General features: G+C 64.5%; 16 protein-coding genes and 4 tRNA genes. 4 read left to right on the top strand and 16 right to left on the bottom strand.

Features of this window, described 5'->3' with window-relative positions:
• The 9 genes from tuf to queA form a co-directional block, all read right to left on the bottom strand.
• Positions 1-282, bottom strand: a 282-nt coding sequence (gene tuf / locus JJ896_08525) for an elongation factor Tu (protein ID MBO6779684.1), incomplete at its 3' end; no start/stop codon positions are given.
• A 148-nt stretch (positions 283-430) separates the two neighbouring features.
• Positions 431-502 (bottom strand) — tRNA-Thr (locus tag JJ896_08520).
• 188 nt (positions 503-690) lie between these two features.
• Positions 691-763 (bottom strand) — tRNA-Gly (locus JJ896_08515).
• Between the two features lie 46 nt (positions 764-809).
• Positions 810-891 (bottom strand) — tRNA-Tyr (locus JJ896_08510).
• 86 nt (positions 892-977) lie between these two features.
• Positions 978-1,050 (bottom strand) — tRNA-Thr (locus JJ896_08505).
• 99 nt (positions 1,051-1,149) lie between these two features.
• The gene (locus JJ896_08500) at positions 1,150-1,788 is read right to left on the bottom strand and encodes a DedA family protein (protein MBO6779683.1); all 639 of its coding nucleotides are present in this window, start codon (positions 1,786-1,788) and stop codon (positions 1,150-1,152) included.
• Between the two features lies 1 nt (position 1,789).
• A complete protein-coding gene (locus JJ896_08495; protein MBO6779682.1) occupies positions 1,790-2,269 on the bottom strand; it encodes a 2-C-methyl-D-erythritol 2,4-cyclodiphosphate synthase in 480 nt (159 codons plus the stop codon).
• The gene (gene ispD / locus JJ896_08490) at positions 2,266-3,027 is read right to left on the bottom strand and encodes a 2-C-methyl-D-erythritol 4-phosphate cytidylyltransferase (GenBank protein MBO6779681.1); all 762 of its coding nucleotides are present in this window, start codon (positions 3,025-3,027) and stop codon (positions 2,266-2,268) included. Before ispD ends, JJ896_08495 begins: the two co-directional genes overlap by 4 nt.
• Before the next feature lie 54 nt (positions 3,028-3,081).
• Positions 3,082-4,128, bottom strand: a complete 1,047-nt coding sequence (gene queA / locus JJ896_08485; protein MBO6779680.1) for a tRNA preQ1(34) S-adenosylmethionine ribosyltransferase-isomerase QueA — start codon at positions 4,126-4,128, stop codon at positions 3,082-3,084.
• 141 nt (positions 4,129-4,269) lie between these two features.
• On the opposite strand from queA, the gene JJ896_08480 reads away from it, so the two are divergent.
• The gene (locus JJ896_08480) at positions 4,270-4,737 is read left to right on the top strand and encodes a hypothetical protein (protein ID MBO6779679.1); all 468 of its coding nucleotides are present in this window, start codon (positions 4,270-4,272) and stop codon (positions 4,735-4,737) included.
• Positions 4,734-6,977, top strand: coding sequence for a TonB-dependent receptor (locus tag JJ896_08475; protein MBO6779678.1), 2,244 nt, complete (start codon positions 4,734-4,736; stop codon positions 6,975-6,977). The genes JJ896_08480 and JJ896_08475 overlap by 4 nt, the downstream gene beginning before the upstream one ends.
• Before the next feature lie 3 nt (positions 6,978-6,980).
• Here JJ896_08475 and JJ896_08470 read toward each other — a convergent pair whose 3' ends face one another.
• The 7 genes from JJ896_08470 to JJ896_08440 all read right to left on the bottom strand — a co-directional run bounded on the left by JJ896_08470 (position 6,981) and on the right by JJ896_08440 (position 13,830).
• Complete coding sequence (locus tag JJ896_08470) at positions 6,981-7,502, bottom strand: putative metal-dependent hydrolase (GenBank protein MBO6779677.1); 522 nt, start codon at positions 7,500-7,502, stop codon at positions 6,981-6,983.
• Position 7,503: 1 nt separating this feature from the next.
• A complete protein-coding gene (locus JJ896_08465) occupies positions 7,504-7,860 on the bottom strand; it encodes a hypothetical protein (protein MBO6779676.1) in 357 nt (118 codons plus the stop codon).
• A gap of 2 nt (positions 7,861-7,862) precedes the next feature.
• Positions 7,863-9,605 carry an amidase gene (locus JJ896_08460; GenBank protein MBO6779675.1) on the bottom strand — a complete coding sequence of 581 codons (1,743 nt, stop codon included), beginning with the start codon at positions 9,603-9,605 and terminating at the stop codon, positions 7,863-7,865.
• Positions 9,606-10,033: 428 nt separating this feature from the next.
• Complete coding sequence (locus JJ896_08455) at positions 10,034-10,429, bottom strand: hypothetical protein (protein MBO6779674.1); 396 nt, start codon at positions 10,427-10,429, stop codon at positions 10,034-10,036.
• Positions 10,429-12,447: a transketolase gene (tkt, locus tag JJ896_08450; GenBank protein ID MBO6779673.1), complete on the bottom strand. Its 2,019-nt coding sequence runs from the start codon at positions 12,445-12,447 to the stop codon at positions 10,429-10,431. The genes JJ896_08455 and tkt overlap by 1 nt, the downstream gene beginning before the upstream one ends.
• Before the next feature lie 160 nt (positions 12,448-12,607).
• A complete protein-coding gene (locus JJ896_08445) occupies positions 12,608-13,381 on the bottom strand; it encodes a thioredoxin domain-containing protein (GenBank protein MBO6779672.1) in 774 nt (257 codons plus the stop codon).
• Entirely contained in the window at positions 13,378-13,830 is a 453-nt protein-coding gene (locus JJ896_08440; protein ID MBO6779671.1) for a vitamin K epoxide reductase family protein, read from the bottom strand. Before JJ896_08440 ends, JJ896_08445 begins: the two co-directional genes overlap by 4 nt.
• Before the next feature lie 156 nt (positions 13,831-13,986).
• Here JJ896_08440 and JJ896_08435 point away from each other — a divergent pair, with 156 nt between their 5' ends.
• On the top strand, positions 13,987-14,886 hold the full coding sequence (locus JJ896_08435; GenBank protein ID MBO6779670.1) for a mechanosensitive ion channel: 900 nt from the start codon (positions 13,987-13,989) through the stop codon (positions 14,884-14,886).
• A 237-nt stretch (positions 14,887-15,123) separates the two neighbouring features.
• Positions 15,124-16,617 (top strand): anthranilate synthase component I, encoded by a 1,494-nt coding sequence (gene trpE / locus JJ896_08430; GenBank protein ID MBO6779669.1) that lies wholly within the window; start codon positions 15,124-15,126, stop codon positions 16,615-16,617.
• The last annotated feature ends 12 nt before the right edge of the window (positions 16,618-16,629 follow it).

Raw genomic sequence — 16,629 nt, 5'->3', positions numbered from 1 at the left:
GACCATGTTCTTCACGTAGTCGGCGTGGCCCGGGCAGTCCACGTGCGCGTAGTGACGGTCGGCCGTCTCGTACTCCACGTGCGCCGTCGCAATCGTGATGCCGCGCTCACGCTCCTCAGGAGCGTTGTCGATCGAGTCGAAGCTCCGCAGCTGGTTGCCCTCCACGCGCTTGGCGAGCACGGTCGTGATCGCCGCCGTCAGGGTCGTCTTGCCGTGGTCCACGTGACCGATCGTACCCACGTTCACGTGCGGCTTTGTACGCTGAAATGTCTCCTTCGCCATGTTGTCAGGCTTCTAGGTCAGGTTCTTCGGAATGTGTGCTTCCCGGGGATTGCTCCCGGCAGGCTTTCTCCGGGCAGCAGGTGTCGCCCAAAGGGGGCACTCCCGACCCGAAGGCCGAAAGCGACCATCGACCGCATGGCCGAGGTTGAGCCTCCTCCCGGACTTGAACCGGGGACCCCTTCCTTACCATGGAAGTGCTCTACCGCTGAGCTAAGGAGGCAATATGTCCAGGGAGAGCAAGCGAAGCGAAGCGACCCCCGCCCCAGGAGCGAGCGAAGCGACGCGATTCCGCCCAACTAAACAATTCGCAGGTCCTGACCCGGGACCCGTGATGTTCTCCGCAGGAGAAATCACGGGAGAAACCCAAGCGACCGAATCGCTGGCGTAAGCACAGCTCTCCCATTCGGGAGCGGGAGACGGGATTCGAACCCGCGACCCTCAGCTTGGAAGGCTGATGCTCTACCAACTGAGCTACTCCCGCTTGAGTGCCGGCGCCACCATGTTCGGTGCCTCTCTGGGCACCTGTGTGGACAGGGGAGGATTCGAACCTCCGAAGGCTAAGCCACTAGATTTACAGTCTAGCCCGGTTGACCGCTTCGGTACCTGTCCATGTCGACCCTAAGGTCGAAAGGTGTCGGGCGCCGGCAGCGCCCTGTCATAAAGTCAAAGCCGACAATGCCCTGGAGGGCAGCTTGAGCTGGCGAAGGGACTTGAACCCCCAACCTGCTCATTACAAGTGAGCTGCTCTACCAATTGAGCTACGCCAGCAGCAGGTGACCCTCAAGTAGGGCCAGACACGAAAACTAGCCTTATCGATCAACGCATGTCAACCTGCGGCGGCGAAAGATCGGTGAAGCAGAGACGCGCTCAGGACCCGGATTCCGGCGGAACATCCAAGGGGCGGCGCACCCTCAGAAAGCGTACAAACTGAACCACGGCAAAGAGCACCAGCAGCGCGACCACCAGGGTCCCGTACTTCCTCAGATACTCCCCCACTACGCTCCAGTTCTCTCCCAGGTAGTACCCGGCCACACCGAGCAGGACGCACCATACGATAGAGCTGAATGTGGCCCAGGCGGCCACAGGACCCGCGGGCTTGTGAGCCATGCCAACGGACAGCGATATGACAGAACGAAGACCGCTCAGAAAACGATTGGCGGCGACGAGCCGATACCCCCATCGGTGCAGATAGCGTCGCGCCGCCCGGATTCTCCCCTTGGGCAGCCACCGGAAGCGGTTCGGGTCGAGAATGGCGGTGCCCAACCGGTGACCGATGGCATACATGCTCATGAAGCCCAGGGCGCCTCCGAGCGAAGACAGCACGATCACTGCCCACAGGTCGAGGCTTCCGATTCCGGCCAGGTACCCCCCGAAAACGACAATCATGTCACCTGGAATGGGCGGGACCACGTTCTCCCCGTACGCGACCACCAGGATCAGGCCATAGGCCCAGACCGCCGGCAGCTCCGACATCCAGGCGACCATGTCGTAGAGCAGATCGCCCACGTCAGTCGGACCGGACCAGTGTGCACACAGCGTGCGCCGCAGCGCCTGCACCGGAGCCGACAAAGCCCATCTTCTCAGAGGTGGTGGCCTTGACCGAAACGGCATCGACCGGGCATTCCAACAGCTGGGCGATACGGGCCCGCATGGTATCGATGTAGGGACGCAGCTTCGGCCGCTCCATGACCACGGTGGCGTCCACATTGCCAATGCGCCAGCCCTCGGCGCCGACGCGCTGCATGACTTCAGCCAGCAGATCACCGCTGTCTGCACCCTTGTACGCCGGGTCGGTGTCCGGGTACAACGCTCCGATGTCACCCCAGGCCAGAGCACCGAGGATGGCATCGGTGATAGCATGCAGCAGCACATCGGCATCGGAATGCCCGAGCAGGCCGAACGGCGACTCTATGAGGATGCCGCCGAGCACCAGGCGCCGGCCCTTCGCCAGCCGATGCACGTCATAGCCGAAGCCGATGCGCATCATGCCCCGCCCTCGCCGCGCAGCACGACGCCTCGAGCCCCGCTTTCCAGACGGAGCACTTTCTCCCACATCGGCCAGAAATCGGTGGCTCGCTCCCAGTCGTCCGGGTTCGTGATCTTGACGTTGTCCGAGCTTCCGTCGACAACCCGCACGGGCGCGCCGGCATGCTGCGCCAGGCCCACGTCATCGGTGGCATCCAGCCCTCCTTCAGACGCCAGGCGGTGGGCCTCCAGGAGCAGCGATCGCCGAAAACCCTGCGGGGTCTGCATGCGCTGGAGTCCGCTTCGGTCGACGGTATCACCAAAGAACCCATCGCCCGATCTGCGTACCGTGTCCGTCACCGGGATGGCCGGAGCAGCCGCACCATACTCGCGCGCGGCCCCGATCACGTCAGAAACCTGCGAGACCCGCACGAAGGGCCGAACGGCATCGTGCACGAGGACCACGTCCACAAGCGGAGGCAACGCCGCAAGCGCTCGAAACACAGACTCCTGCCGGGTGGACCCGCCGGCCACCACGCGCTCTAGCTTGGTGATGCCGACTCGCCTGAACTCCTGCTGGAGCGGCTTGACGGCATCCTCAGGCGCGGCCACAACAATGTGATGCACCTCCGGGTGCCGCTCAAACACCAGGAGCGTCTGCACGATTACCGGACGCCCGCCAAGCTCGCGAAACTGCTTGCGATGCCCTCCCAGTCGCGACCCCGATCCTGCGGCCGGAACGACAACCGCAACTTCTCCGGGAAGGTCTGCTGGATTCACGATAGGGCGTTAATGGGCTGGCTCAGCCGGACGGGGCGCCTTCCCCGTGGCGGCTCAGATGATAAGCATGGCATCGCCGAACGAGAACAGGCGATACTTCTCCTTGAGCGCCTCCTGATAGGCGTGCATCATGAAATCGTAGCCGCCGAACGCCGAGACCAGCATGACCAGCGTGCTGCGGGGCATGTGGAAGTTCGTTATGAGCCGCTCGGTGATGCGGAACTCGTAGGGCGGGTAGATGAACTTGTCCGTCCATCCGCGATTGGCCTTCAGCGTGTTCGAGGCCGAAAGACTCGACTCGATGGCCCGAACCACGGTAGTACCCAGGGCGGTGACACTCTTCGTCTTGGAGTTGAGCGCCTGATTCACCTTCTCCTGGGTGGAATACGGAATGTTGAAGTACTCCGAATCCATGCGGTGCTTTGTGAGGTCCTCGACCTCCACCGGACGGAATGTGCCCAGGCCCACGTGCAGCGTGATGGGCGAAATGTTGACGCCCTTCTCCTTCAACTTGTCGACGACCGCCGGCGTGAAGTGAAGCCCGGCCGTGGGTGCCGCAACCGCGCCACGCTCCTCGGCAAAGACCGTCTGGTAGCGCTCACGATCCGCTTCTTCAACATCGCGTTTGATGTACGGCGGGATCGGCGTCTCTCCGATCTCATCGATCTGCCGGTAGAGATCCTCGTTGTCCCCGTCGTGCACGAATCGAATGGTGCGCCCGCGCGAGGTGGTATTGTCGATCACCTCTGCCACAAGCCCGTTCTCGAAGTAGAGCTTGTTGCCGATCCGGATCTTGCGAGCCGGGTCCACGATCACGTCCCACAGGCGATTCTCCGCATTCAGCTCACGGAGAAGGAAGACCTCGATGCGGGCCCCGGTCTTCTCCTTGTTGCCGTAGAGGCGGGCCGGAAACACCTTGGTGTTGTTGACCACCAGGGCATCGCCTTTGCCGAAGTAGTCCACGATGTCCGTGAACTGCCTGTGCTCGATCTTTTCTTCCGCCCGATTGATCACCATCAGACGGGACGAATCCCTCGGCTCCACCGGGTATTTGGCAATGAGCTGCCGGGGGAAATCAAAGTCGAAGTCTGACAACTTCATTGCCATTGCATTACCTCGAGAAAGAGCCTTTTCTGCCGGTTTTTGGAGGGTCGCGAATATAGTATCGTTTGCCGCCTGGGCCAAAAACGCGGGTTGAACATCTAACCAAGACTGGTTACTATGTCATGCTGTACGGAGACTATGACCCACCGCCCCGGCATCGCCTGTCTCGCTGTGCTGCTCTGGATCGGAGCGGGGTGTGACCACGGTCTGGAGCCCCCGGAAGAGGTTGCCAACGGCTCCATATCGGGCACCATCACGTACGTAGGAGAGTGGCCCCCGCAGAGCCAGGTTCAGGACCTTCGTTTTGTGGCGATGCGGTTTGTGCCCCAGGACACACTGGACTTCCTGCAGCTGAACCGCATGGCCATCTCGGAGCGGCTGGCGTACGGCGTCGCGGAGGACACCTTCACCATCCTGGATGTAGAGCCGGGAGTCTTTGTGTACTCGGGTGTCGCTCAGCAGCAGACCACGGACATTCTCTCATGGCGGCCGGTCGGCCTGCTTCAGGGAGACGGCGGCTTCTTCTCAGTCGAACCCGGGCAGTCTGCCTCCCTGTCGATGACCGTGGATTTCAGCAATCTGCCCGTCTTTCCTCCGGATCGATGAGTCGATGGGCACACAACACACTCCTTCTGGCCCTGCTTCTGGCAGGCGCGCCAACTACACAGGCGCAGACCGCATCGCTCGCCGGACGTGTGACGGATGCCTCAGGGCTGGCCCTTCCCGGCGTGAACGTGGTCATTGAGGGCACGGGCCAGGGCACCGCAACTGGCGTTGACGGGCGCTACCTCATCGAACGGCTCCAGGTTGGTCCGGTGACCGTCGCAGCGTCCATCATCGGTTACGAACGTCAACGGCGGGACACCGTGCTGTCCGCCGGAGGAAATGTCCTGGACTTCGTCATGCAGGAGGACGTGATCCTGACGGACGGCGTGATCGTGACCGCATCGAGACGGCCCCAGGCCGTGCTGGAGGCGCCGGCCAGCGTGGCGGTTCTCACGCCCAGGGAGTTGGAATCCCGCAACATCGTCGCCATTGACGATGCCCTGCGCTACATCCCCGGCGTCAACGTGCAGGAGAACCAGGTGAACGTGCGCGGCTCCTCCGGCTTCGCATACAACACCGGAAGCCGCGTGCTGATGCTGATTGACGGTATGCCGCTGCTGACGCCGGACTCGGACGGCATGCCCTTCGATGCGCTGCCGGTTGCCCAGATCGAGCGCATCGAAGTACTCAAGGGGCCGGGCTCGGCCCTATACGGCGGCGGCGCGCTTGGGGGCGTAATCAATGTGATTACCCGGGATGTGGGCGATGAGCCCCGCACCCAGGTGTCGGCCTTTGCAGGGGCACACGCACCGGTGCGCTACGATATCTGGACACGTGGATTCGCCAAGGGTGGCGAATTCCGGCCCTATCTCGGATTCGCGGCCTCCCATGCGCGCAAGCTGTCCGAGAGCCTCGGCGGTTGGCTCAACGTCTCGGTGCGCCGCGACGACGGTTACCTCAACTTCAACCGCGCGTCCTATCTGCAGGGCTTCGGCAAGCTCAACTGGAAGCCGAATCCGGAAACCACCGGGGAGCTGCTTGTGGGCCTCCTGGTGCGCGAGAAGGACAACTTCCTGTTCTGGAACGGGGCGCGGGACGCGCTGAATCCGGGCAGCCTGGCCATCGGATCGCAGGATCCGGGAGGCACCCCGACCGGCACCAACGACATCTTTGCCAACCAGCTGACGCTGCTGCCGTCCTACACGCGCCTGGTGGGCGACAAGCTCTATCTCGCCGCGCGCGGCCGCGTGTTCGGTACCGTGCTGCGACCCCTCGATGACGAAGGCAATGTCGAAAGCCTCGACAACGGCACACTTGGCATTCGATGGGGCGGCGAACTCCAGGTGGACTACGCCGCCTCGGACAGCCGCAACCTGACGTTTGGCGCTTCCGGGGATGCCATGGCGTCCCGCTCGACCTTTTTCGTCACGGCCGATGGGGACTCGACCGGCGCCCAACCGGAAACGGCACTTTTCACCCAGTGGGAGGAGCAGCTGGGGCGCACCACCATCTCGGCGGGCATGCGCCTGGATCGTTACGCCATCGACACCGGATCCACGGTGCAGCGACTGAGCCCCAAGCTCGGGGTGTCGCATCTGCTGGCTGAAGGCGCGTCGGTGCGCGCTGCCTGGGGTCACGGATTCCGGGTGCCGAGCCTTGCTGAGCGCTTCACGGACAACCAGGACTTCTTCCCCATCGTACGTAATCCGGGCCTGCTGCCCGAGCGCAGCGTCAGCGTTGAGGTCGGTCTCCGTGATGAGCGTACCACCGGCTTCGCGTCCCTGCAGACGGACCTTGCGGTGTTCGTCTCGGACTACTGGGACCTGATTGAACCGCGGCTGGTGCCCGAACTGCGCGCGTTCCAGTTCATCAACCTGACCCGCGCCCGGATATCGGGCGTTGAGCTGGCCTTCGAGGCAGCGGCCGACCGCGGCATCCTTCGGGTGGGATACACGCTGCTTGATGCCGAGGACCGCACGGTCAACGAGCCGCTTGCCTCCAGGTCGCGGCACCAGCTGACGGCGGGCGTGGAGTTGCCGGTGGCGCGCGGATTTCGAGCCGCGGCAGACGTGCGCACGATGAGTGCTCCGGAGCGTGTGGACTCGGATTTTGCGCTCTTTGTGCGCGATGCCGACCTGCTGGTGCCCATGCGGGTGCTGGACCTGCGCGTGATGTACCAGCGCGGAGCCATGCGGGCTTCCCTCCTGCTCAATAACGCGCTGGACTACTACTACCTGGAACGGCCGGCTTTTCTGGCCCCGCCGCGGCACCTCACCGCCCGGGTGCAGCTGGACTTCTGAGGCCTACCAGCCTTCGCGATCCCGCGTCATGGTCACGTGCGCGACGTGATGACGACCGTGCCACTGGTACGTGTCCAGCAGGCCCCAGAGCGTAAGGTCTCCGGATTCCGGGTGATGCAGCGTGCGCTCGTACGCTGAGAGTTCGAGCGTGTCCAACAGGCGACACCACCTGTCGTGAAGCGAACGGATAAGGTTCAGCGAGGGGCCAATCGGTGCGGAGGACGCGTCGGGCAGCTCTGCCCAGGCCACCTCGTCGTACGGCCGGATGGTCGGATTGTCCTCGGTGATCGTCAGGCGGAAGCGACAGTAGGCGTTGAGATGGCTGTCGGCGAGATGGTGCACGACCTGCCGGATGGTCCAGCCTTCATCCCGGTAGCGGGTGTCCAGTTGGCTGTCCGTCAGGTCGCGGACCGCATTCTCGATGTCCGTCGGAAGGCGCCGAATCCGCTCGACCCACTCCGCCCTGAGGGCTTCCGAGGATTCGGGCGTGGTCTCGTGGGGTCCGATCGGGTAGCGGGGATCCATACTAGAACGGCTTGTAGAGCGCGAGGTAGGCAGCCAGCGTGCCCAGCAGAATGGCTCCGAAGAGCAGCGGACGACCGCGTTCGGGCATCTTGCGCATCGCCGTCAGCGATCCTCCGAGGATGACCCAGATGGCCAGTTTCGCCCAGACCCAGCCAGGCCAGCCAGAGATGATTCCGAGACGGGCGAGCATGCCGAATCCACCAAGCAGCAGCAGGAACAGGCCGGACCCGTGCAGGATGGCGTGCATTTTCTTCCACGGCTTCTCTTTGAGCGCCGCTTCAATGGCCGCGCCGCCGAGGGCCGCGAAGACCAACATGAGGCCGAGAAGGTGGAGGACCTTGTAGAGAATGAGGGGCATGATCAGACGATGGGTGGTCGTTGCAAATGGAAGTCGGTGGCGGACTGGTAGGCATGCGCCACGGCGAGGGCCATGTCGTCCTGGTAGAGCGCGCCGATGAAGTTAATCGCATCCGGTTGTCGGCGGGGCGAATCCGGAGCGTCTTCCAGCGGTGAGAATCGATTGGGCACCGTGACCGAGGGATGGCCGGTCAGGTTGGTGATGGCGAGGCCACCGCGGCGGTGATTGGTGACGATCACGTCGAAGTCCTGCATCAGCGCCGAGACGTCTTGCATGAGCAAGGTGCGCTGCCGCTGGCCGTTCAGGAAGTCCACGCCGCTGATGAATCGGGACTGACGGAAGTTCTCCGGCCAGAGCTGCTGACTCACCATGCTGTCGGTGCCCCCGGTGCGGCTCAGCTCATCGAACGCAGCCGCCGTCTCGACCGAGAGCGTGAGCATGGCCGGTGCCGTCGAACGGTCCGGCCACGCCATCGGCTTGGGGTCGAAACCGAGGCTTCTAAGCACCTGGAGCACTGCCCGATCCGCCTCGGCTCCACGGAACTCGCCCTCAAAGGCATCAGCTACGTAGCCCAGTCTCACTCGCGAGGGCTGCACGGCCGGGGGCCAGGAAAAGTCCCCATCGACCGTGGTGGGATCCCGATGGTCGGTGCCCTGAATCGCCTGAAACACAAGCGCGCAATCGGCAGCGCTGCGACACATCGGGCCTAGCTTGTCCATGCTCCAGCACAGTGTCATGGCCCCGTGGCGCGACACGCGGCCGAAGGTCGGCCGCAGGCCCGTCACGCCGTTCCTGGTGGACGGAGATACGATCGAACCCAGGGTCTCCGAGCCGATGGCGAAGCCGACGAGCCCGGCCGCGACGGCACTTCCGGGGCCCGCGCTCGAGCCGCTGGAGCCCTGGTCCAGATTCCAGGGATTGCGGGTCTTCTCCCCGAACCAGACGTCTCCCCAGGCCAGCGCGCCTGTCGTGAGCTTGGCGACCAGCACGGCGCCCGCCGCGTCGAGTCGTTCCACGACCGTTGCATTGCGGTCGATGACCTGGTCCTTGAACGGCATGGCGCCCCAGGTGGTCGGGTAGCCTCGCACCGAGAGGAGGTCTTTGGCGCCCCATGGCACGCCATGGAGCGGCCCCCGCCAGAGGCCGGCGTCGAGCTCGGCGTCGGCGGCGCGGGCTTGCGCGAGCGCACGCTCCTCGGTGAGGTTGATCACGCAGTGCAGCTGGGGGTCGAGCCGCTTGAGCCTCTCCAGGTAGAGCTGCGTCAGGTCGAGGGAGCGCACGTCCCGCTGTTTCAGCAGGCCCGACAGCGTGGTGACGGGCGCAAAGGCCAGGTCTTCATCCGACTGCGGCATGGGAGCCAGCTGCGGCTCCCACGGGCGACGAGGCACCCGCGGTCGCGGGCGGTCTCCGGCTATTTGCGGATCGAACCGCCATGCCGGAATGAGGTGGTTGGGCGGACTCGCCGCGTGCAGGGATTCGAGGACTTCCAGGCGCTCCTGCAGATCTTCGAGCATCGCCTCCCGCTGCTCGGGTGTTTGGGTGACGCCGAAGATTTTTTCGGCCGCCTCAATCATTTCGACCGTGATTTCGGTGTCGGTTGGCGCGGGGGCGGTGGCCGTGGCGCCCGTCGGTGTCGCGCCCCCCGGGCCCGCCGACGGGGCCGCGCTCAGCAGTTCGGGCCGCGTGGTGCCGGCGAGGCCCAGCACGGCGGCGCGGAATAGGAAATCTCGGCGGGAGGCGGGCATGCGCTTTCCGGGGATGAGCGAACCGCTAATCTACGAGCGCGCGGGGCGTGCGGTCTGCTTCTGCGGTGGCCGTTGTCCCCTCCGCGGGCGCCCAGATGTTGAATCGGGGGCCGCGATTCAACCTCTGGCCCCGCGTGTCGCGCCTCTGCCCCCGCACGCCGCGCCATTAGGTTCCATTCGAGGCGATTTTGAACCTCTGCCCCCGCACGCCGCGCCATTAGGTTCCATTTGGGGCGATTTTGAACCTCTGCCCCCGCACGCCGCGCCATTAGGTTCCATTCGGGGCGATTTTGAACCTCTTCCCCCGCACGTCGCGCCATTAGGTTTCATTCGGGGCGATTTTGAACCTCTGGCCGGCAAGCCCGGTGCCTCGCCCAACCCCTCGGCAAACCCCTCGCCCAACCCCGCTCGCCTCGGCGCCCCGTCGTTCACCGGCGCGTCACGCGAAATCCCCGCATCCCGATCTGGGTCACCTCCCTCCCATCTTCAAACGGGATAAAGAAGAGCCCGTCGGAATCGCCGGTGATCGACGCCCCCGCCTCCAGCGAACCCTCGACGAGCGTCTCGGCGCGGTCCTCGCCGCTCCGGAAAATCGCCACGAACCGGTAGGTCACGTCCGCCGTGCCGAAGTTGTCCAGCCTGAGCACGACGCCGTTGTTGTAGTTGTCCGCCTCAGAATACAGGATGTAGCGCACACGCACGCTATCGGCTTCGTGCACGTGCCTCCAGGCCCACTCGCCCGCCACCTGCCGCTGGGCCGATGCCGGGTCCGGGGTCGCGAGGAGTAGCAACCCGGCCAGTACGATGACCGGCCGGACGCCCATCAGGCCATCACCCGTCGGGCGGCGGCAACCACCGCATCGACCGTGAAGCCGAACTTTTCAAACAGAACCTTGGCCGGAGCAGAGGCGCCGTAGTCATCCATGGCGACGGTGGTGCCGGCCAGGCCGACATAGCGTTCCCAGCCCAGGCTGACGCCGGCTTCCACGGCAACGCGCGCGCTGACCGACGGAGGCAACACGGCGTTCCTGTACTCGGCATCCTGACGGTCAAACACGTCCGTGCACACCATGCTGACCACACGCACAGCCACACCGTCGGCGACCAGCGCATCCGCCGCACCCACGGCAAGCTGCAGCTCGGAGCCGGTGCCCATAAGGATGACATCGGGCGTGCCCTCGCAGTCGCGAACCACGTAGCCCCCACGGGCCACACCGTGCGCGGCCGCGCCGGCGGTGCCTTCCAGTTGAGGCAGGCCCTGCCGGGACAGCGCCAGGGCGCTCGGACCGTCGGTGCGCCGGAGCGCTGCCCTCCAGGCCTCAGCGGTCTCCGCCGCGTCGGCCGGCCGGTACACATCCAGCCCCGGAATCGCCCGCAGGGCCAGCATATGTTCGATGGGCTGGTGCGTCGGGCCGTCCTCGCCAAGTCCGATGGAGTCGTGAGTGAAGACGTAGATCACCTGCAATCCCATAAGTGCGGCAAGCCGCACCGAAGGACGCATGTAATCGCTGAACACCAGGAAGGTGGCGCAGTAGGGCACGATGCCGCCGTGCAGCGCCATGCCGTTGCAGATGCCACCCATGCCGTGCTCGCGCACGCCAAAGTGGAAGTAGCCGCCCTCGGGGCTCTCGGCCTGGTGGTCACCGCGACCGGGCACAAAGGTCAGGTTGGATCCGGAAAGGTCGGCAGACCCCCCGATCAGATTGTCCAGCGACGGACCGATGGCTGCCAGCACCTTTCCACTGGCTTTGCGCGAGGCCATGTCGTCACCGGGCGTAAATGCGGGAATCAGGTCCTCCCAGTTCGGAGACAGCTCACCGGACATCCAGGCACGAAATTGCCCGGCCAGTTCCGGATGATCCCGCCGATAGTCCTCGAGCCGCTCCCGCCACCGCTGGTGCGTCGAGCGACCGTTGTCGGTCGCCTGCCGCAGATGTTCGTAGACCTCGTCCGGCACATGAAACTCGGCATCGACGGGCCATCCCAGACGCTCTTTGGTGGCTCGGACCTCATCGGGCCCCAAGGGAGAGCCATGACTGGCGGCCGTGTCCTGCTTGTTCGGACTTCCGTAGCCGATGTGCGTGCGCACGACGAGCAGTGAGGGGCGACCGGATTCGGCGCGCGCCTGCGCCAGGGCCTCGTCCAGTGCCTCGACGTCGTTGCCGTCTTCCACATAGGCCACGTGCCATCCGTAGGACTCGAACCGTGCGCCGACATCCTCCGTGAAGGAGAGGTCGGTCCCGCCATCGATCGTGATGCGGTTGTCGTCGTAGAGATAGATGAGCTTGCCCAGGCCCAGGTGCCCCGCCAGCGAGGCGGCCTCGTGACTGATGCCCTCCATGAGGTCCCCGTCAGAGACGATCCCATACGTGTGATGGTCGACCACCATGTGGCCGGGCCGATTGAAGTGGGCCGCCAGATAGCGCTCGGCGATGGCCATGCCGACGCCGTTTGCGAAACCCTGACCCAGGGGACCGGTGGTGGTCTCGACGCCACGCGTCACGAAGTTCTCAGGGTGGCCGGGCGTGCGGCTTCCCCACTGACGGAACTGCTTCAGCTCGTCCATGGGCAGATCGTACCCGAACAGGTGGAGCAGCCCATAGAGGAGCATCGAGCCGTGCCCTGCCGACAGCACAAAGCGGTCGCGGTCCCACCAATCGGGATCCTGGGGATCATGCTTCAGGTGGCGGCTCCAGAGCGTGTACGCCATGGCCGCCGTGCCCATAGGCATGCCGGGGTGGCCGCTGTTGGCCTTCTGCACGGCGTCGACCGCCAGAAAGCGCAAGGCATTGATGGACAGGTCCTCCACGTCGGAGGAGGTGCGAACGGCTTCTACTTCCATGGGCTCGGGGCTGAACAGAGGCGGGGATAAGGAAATTACGCCCCGCCGGAAGCGCTGTTCAGCCGAGACCGGCAATTGTGGAAACCTTTACGGCGGCGACCGAAGCGCCGCAGGCGAGGGCTCTAGCAGGGCCGCCCTTGTGCCGTAATCTCCTGCCGCCCTAGCCCTCGGCCTCAGCCGCCGCTGCGTCGATCAGTTCCTGAAGGCACTCCACTGACTTGGAGGCACTGGCCACGACGCGGCCGTTGATCAGCACGGTCGGCACACCGGCCAGACCGATGGAACGAGCCTGCTCCCGGCGGGCCGCGATGGCATCCCGGTTGAGGCCACGATTTACCCTGCGGGCAAAGACTTCGGCGTCAATGCCCATGCCGGCGGCCAACTGGGCCAGTTCATCGACAGAAAGCCCACCAGGCTTCTGCGCTTCGAACTGCGCATCGACCATCTCCAGATACTTGCCGTCCTGTGCAGCGACATACAGCGCCTCGATCTGGGGCAGCGAATGCGAGAAGACAATGAAGGGCACCATGAAGAACTGCGCCTTGTCGCTGTGGGTCTCGATGACCCGCTTCATGATCGGGTGCATCGTGCGGCAATGCGGGCAATTGGGGTCGAAGTACTCCACCACCTGGATGCCGGAGCCCGCGTTGCCCTGGAAGGGATCGGCGAAGGTGACGAGGTTCTGATATTGCGCTACCGGCGGAATGGCCTCGTCATAGCTGCACTGACTGGAGACGACTGCTGGGGCTGCTTCCGGGGCCGACGGGGCGTCGGGTGCCATGGCAGGCGACTCAGGCGCGGCAGGAGCCGGTGCTTGTGAGACCGCTTCCTCTGCGGGCTCGGCGACGGCCAACTGGCTGAAGTAGGCAATGTCTGCGACGACAATCACAAACGTGAGAGCGGCCAGACCGATGTAGAAGTTGCGCGCCTTCATGCGTCAGGTTGTTTTGAGAAGAGTTGCCAGGATGTGAGCAGAGTGAGCACAGTCACGATCCCGGCGGAAATCAGGCAGAGCTTGCACCACTGGCCGATCTGCGTCGCTTGCACGTACACGAGGTAGGCCGAATACGCGAATCCAATTCCAATCAGCGCGTGCCGCAACCGCCGGGCAGTAGCGCCGAAACCAGTCGAAAACGCCACCAGCGCCGACAAACCGGCGACGCCCAGGTAGAAGAGCAGCCCCCAGACGGCGTTCGAGATGCCGAACAGAGAGCCGGCATCAGACTGAATGACCGCCTCACATTCCACTACGGCTGTGGGGGCCGAGAATCCAAAGCAGCCGCGGTCAAAACCGCGGTCCACCATCAGCCAGAGGTGCACGACCACCAGGACTCCTATCAAGGAGACACCATAGATGGTCTTTTCAAGAGTTGCCCGTTGCATGGTCCGTGGTATCGACCGGTTGCGCAGCCCATCAAGCGTTCGCGCGGTCCTACCGGGGCCGGTGCCTATTGATCCGGGCCAGATACCGGGCGGAAGCGCACACCGCCGCCGGGAGTCCGGGCTTGCCGACCGACGACCCTGGCGCGACCTTTGGGCATGGACTTCACCGCCGCCCTCCAGAACGAACTCGTAGCCCGGCTGCTGATGCTGCTGGGTGTGGTGGTGGTCCTCCTGCTGCTGACGCGGGTCATCATCCGCATCCTGACAGGCGCAGTCCAGGATCCCACCAAGGCCTACAAAGCGTCCAGGGTGGTCCGTCAGATCGCCGCTGTGGTGGGTGTCGCGGCAGCCCTGGTCATACTGTCTCCCGATTCGAGCGGCCTCGTCACCATTCTGACGGTGATCGGGGCGGGCCTGGCCATTTCCCTGCGCGAAACCCTGCTTTCAGTCGTCGGCTGGCTGCGCCTGGTCACCATGAACGACTACAGGGTGGGAGACCGGATCGAGATCGGTGGCACGGTGGGGGACGTGATCGACATCCGCCTGTTTCGTACCACGCTGATGGAAATCCGCGGGTGGGTTGACGCCGACCAGAGCTCGGGGCGCATCACCCATGTGCCCAACGCCTGGGTCTGGCAGCATGCCGTTCACAACTACAATCGGGGTTTCAGCTTCATCTGGCACGAAATCAGCCTGACGGTCACGCACCGCAGCGACTGGCGCGCCGCCCGCGAAATCATGCTCTCCCTGGCCCAGGAGAGCGCAACCATCGTGGAGCAGCAGGCGGGTGCCGAAATCCGCGAGATGTCCCGCGAGTTTCTGGTGCACTATGGCATCCTGACGCCGTTCGTATACGTGCGCATCACGCGCGATGGGATCCTGCTCACCCTGCGCTATCTCACGGAGGTGCGAAAGCGGCGTGGCACCGAACACGCGCTGACCATCTCGATCCTGGACGCCTTTCGTGAGCGCGGGGGCATCGAATTCGCGCACGGTTCCATGGACATGTGGCCCCCGGATGCGCCGCGTTTCGGCGAGGTACCCGACAAAGCCTAGCTCTCGCTCGCCGGCAGACTCGGAACTCACCGCGACCCCGTTGCCCGACACCCCCCGCAGCCCCGTTGCCGTATTCAGCCGGGAGCGCTAGTTTAGGCGCATGATTCGCTCTGCAACCCACATGACCAGCTGGTGGTGGACCGACCCTGCGGGCCGGCCCGACGCCTGATTGTTATCGGTTCGTCGTGATTGCAGGTCCGCGCCTTCGGGTTCGGACCTTTTTTCGTTTTTGCCCCCATGCTGACTCTTGAACAACTAGGATCTCTCGTCGACGCCGAACGTGCGGCCGGGCATGAGCACATCGTGGTTCCGCTGCATCGCCGCGTGAGCGCTGATCTGCTGACCCCGGTCTCGGCCTTCCTGGCGCTGCGGGACGGGGCAGATCATGCGTTTCTGCTCGAGAGCGTCGAGGGGGGCGAGAACCTGGCCCGCTACTCGTTCCTGGGGCGCGACCCCTACCGGGTGATCGTCGGGCGCGACAACACGGTCGAGGTGCTGGAAACGGCCACGGGTGTTCGCGAAACCCGGCAGCAGACCGTCTTCCAGGCCTTGCGCCAGGAGATGAAGCAATACCGGGAAGTTCGTCTTCCGGGTCTACCGAGACTGACGATGGGCGCCGTCGGCTATGCGGCCTACGACACGGTACGCCTGATCGAGCACCTGCCCGACCCGCCTCCGGACGACCTGAACGTGCCGGATGCCATCTGGTGTTTCTACGACACCATTGCTGCCTTTGACCACGTCAAGCACCAACTGGTGCTGGTCTCGGGCATCTTCGTGGATCCGGACAGTGACCTTGCTGAAGCGCATGCGGCCGCCTCAGAGCGCATCGACCGCCTGGCCGAACTGCTGGTGCGAATCCCGCGCAGGAGGGGCGATGCGGTCATGCTGGCCGGGGACATGACTTCCAATTTTGAGCGGGAGCAGTTCGAGGACGCCGTCCGGGTGGCCAAGAAGCACATCTTCGAAGGCGACATCTTTCAGGTCGTGCTCAGCCAGCGCTTCCGTCTGCCCTACCGGGGGGACCGATTCAACCTCTACCGGGCGCTCAGGCAGGTCAATCCCAGCCCGTACCTCTTCTACCTCGACTTCCAGGACTTTGCGCTGATCGGATCCAGTCCGGAGGTGCTCGTGCGTGTCGAGAACGGTACGGCCGAGGTCATGCCCATCGCCGGTACCCGACCGCGCGGGGAAACGCCGGACGCCGACCAGAGCTTTGAAACCGACCTGCTGGCAGATCCCAAGGAGCGGGCCGAGCACCTCATGCTGGTGGACCTGGGCCGCAATGACCTGGGACGAGTCTGCGAGTTCGGCAGCGTGCATGTGGACCGGTACGCGTATATCGAGCGGTACAGCCACGTGATGCACATCGTCTCCGCCGTCAGCGGCGCGCTTTCGGAACGCAAGGGTGCCGTGGAGGCGCTCGAGGCCTGCTTCCCCGCAGGCACCGTCAGCGGCGCGCCCAAAGTGCGGGCGATGGAGATCATAGACGACCTCGAACCGACGCGCCGGGGACCGTACGCCGGCGCCGTCGGGCATCTTGACTTTTCGGGTAATCTGGATACGTGTATCACGATTCGCACCATGCTTGTCAGGGACGATGCGATATTCGTGCAGGCCGGAGCGGGTATCGTCGCCGACAGCGACCCCGCATCCGAGTACGAGGAAACCCTGAACAAAGCCCGCGCGCTCAAGCAGGCCATCCATATGGCCGCCGGCGAACTACTCTAGACCACCGCTCCC

It is taken from the genome of Rhodothermales bacterium, assembly GCA_017643395.1.
Taxonomy (GTDB): Bacteria; Bacteroidota; Rhodothermia; order Rhodothermales; family UBA10348; genus JABDJZ01.
The sequence above is the reverse complement of the archived record's forward strand: the minus strand, read 5'-3'. Positions and strand labels throughout refer to the sequence as shown.

Excerpts from the sequence above, each read along its gene's own strand:
- JJ896_08445 (MBO6779672.1), bottom strand. The coding sequence starts at position 13,381 with ATGAAGGCGCGCAACTTCTACATCGGTCTGGCCGCTCTCACGTTTGTG.
- JJ896_08455 (MBO6779674.1), bottom strand. The coding sequence starts at position 10,429 with ATGGGCGTCCGGCCGGTCATCGTACTGGCCGGGTTGCTACTCCTCGCG.
- JJ896_08465 (MBO6779676.1), bottom strand. The coding sequence starts at position 7,860 with ATGCCCCTCATTCTCTACAAGGTCCTCCACCTTCTCGGCCTCATGTTG.
- JJ896_08475 (MBO6779678.1), top strand. The coding sequence starts at position 4,734 with ATGAGTCGATGGGCACACAACACACTCCTTCTGGCCCTGCTTCTGGCA.
- JJ896_08480 (MBO6779679.1), top strand. The coding sequence starts at position 4,270 with ATGACCCACCGCCCCGGCATCGCCTGTCTCGCTGTGCTGCTCTGGATC.
- JJ896_08435 (MBO6779670.1), top strand. The coding sequence starts at position 13,987 with ATGGACTTCACCGCCGCCCTCCAGAACGAACTCGTAGCCCGGCTGCTG.
- tkt (MBO6779673.1), bottom strand. The coding sequence starts at position 12,447 with ATGGAAGTAGAAGCCGTTCGCACCTCCTCCGACGTGGAGGACCTGTCC.
- trpE (MBO6779669.1), top strand. The coding sequence starts at position 15,124 with ATGCTGACTCTTGAACAACTAGGATCTCTCGTCGACGCCGAACGTGCG.
- JJ896_08440 (MBO6779671.1), bottom strand. The coding sequence starts at position 13,830 with ATGCAACGGGCAACTCTTGAAAAGACCATCTATGGTGTCTCCTTGATA.
- JJ896_08460 (MBO6779675.1), bottom strand. The coding sequence starts at position 9,605 with ATGCCCGCCTCCCGCCGAGATTTCCTATTCCGCGCCGCCGTGCTGGGC.
- queA (MBO6779680.1), bottom strand. The coding sequence starts at position 4,128 with ATGAAGTTGTCAGACTTCGACTTTGATTTCCCCCGGCAGCTCATTGCC.
- JJ896_08495 (MBO6779682.1), bottom strand. The coding sequence starts at position 2,269 with ATGATGCGCATCGGCTTCGGCTATGACGTGCATCGGCTGGCGAAGGGC.
- JJ896_08470 (MBO6779677.1), bottom strand. The coding sequence starts at position 7,502 with ATGGATCCCCGCTACCCGATCGGACCCCACGAGACCACGCCCGAATCC.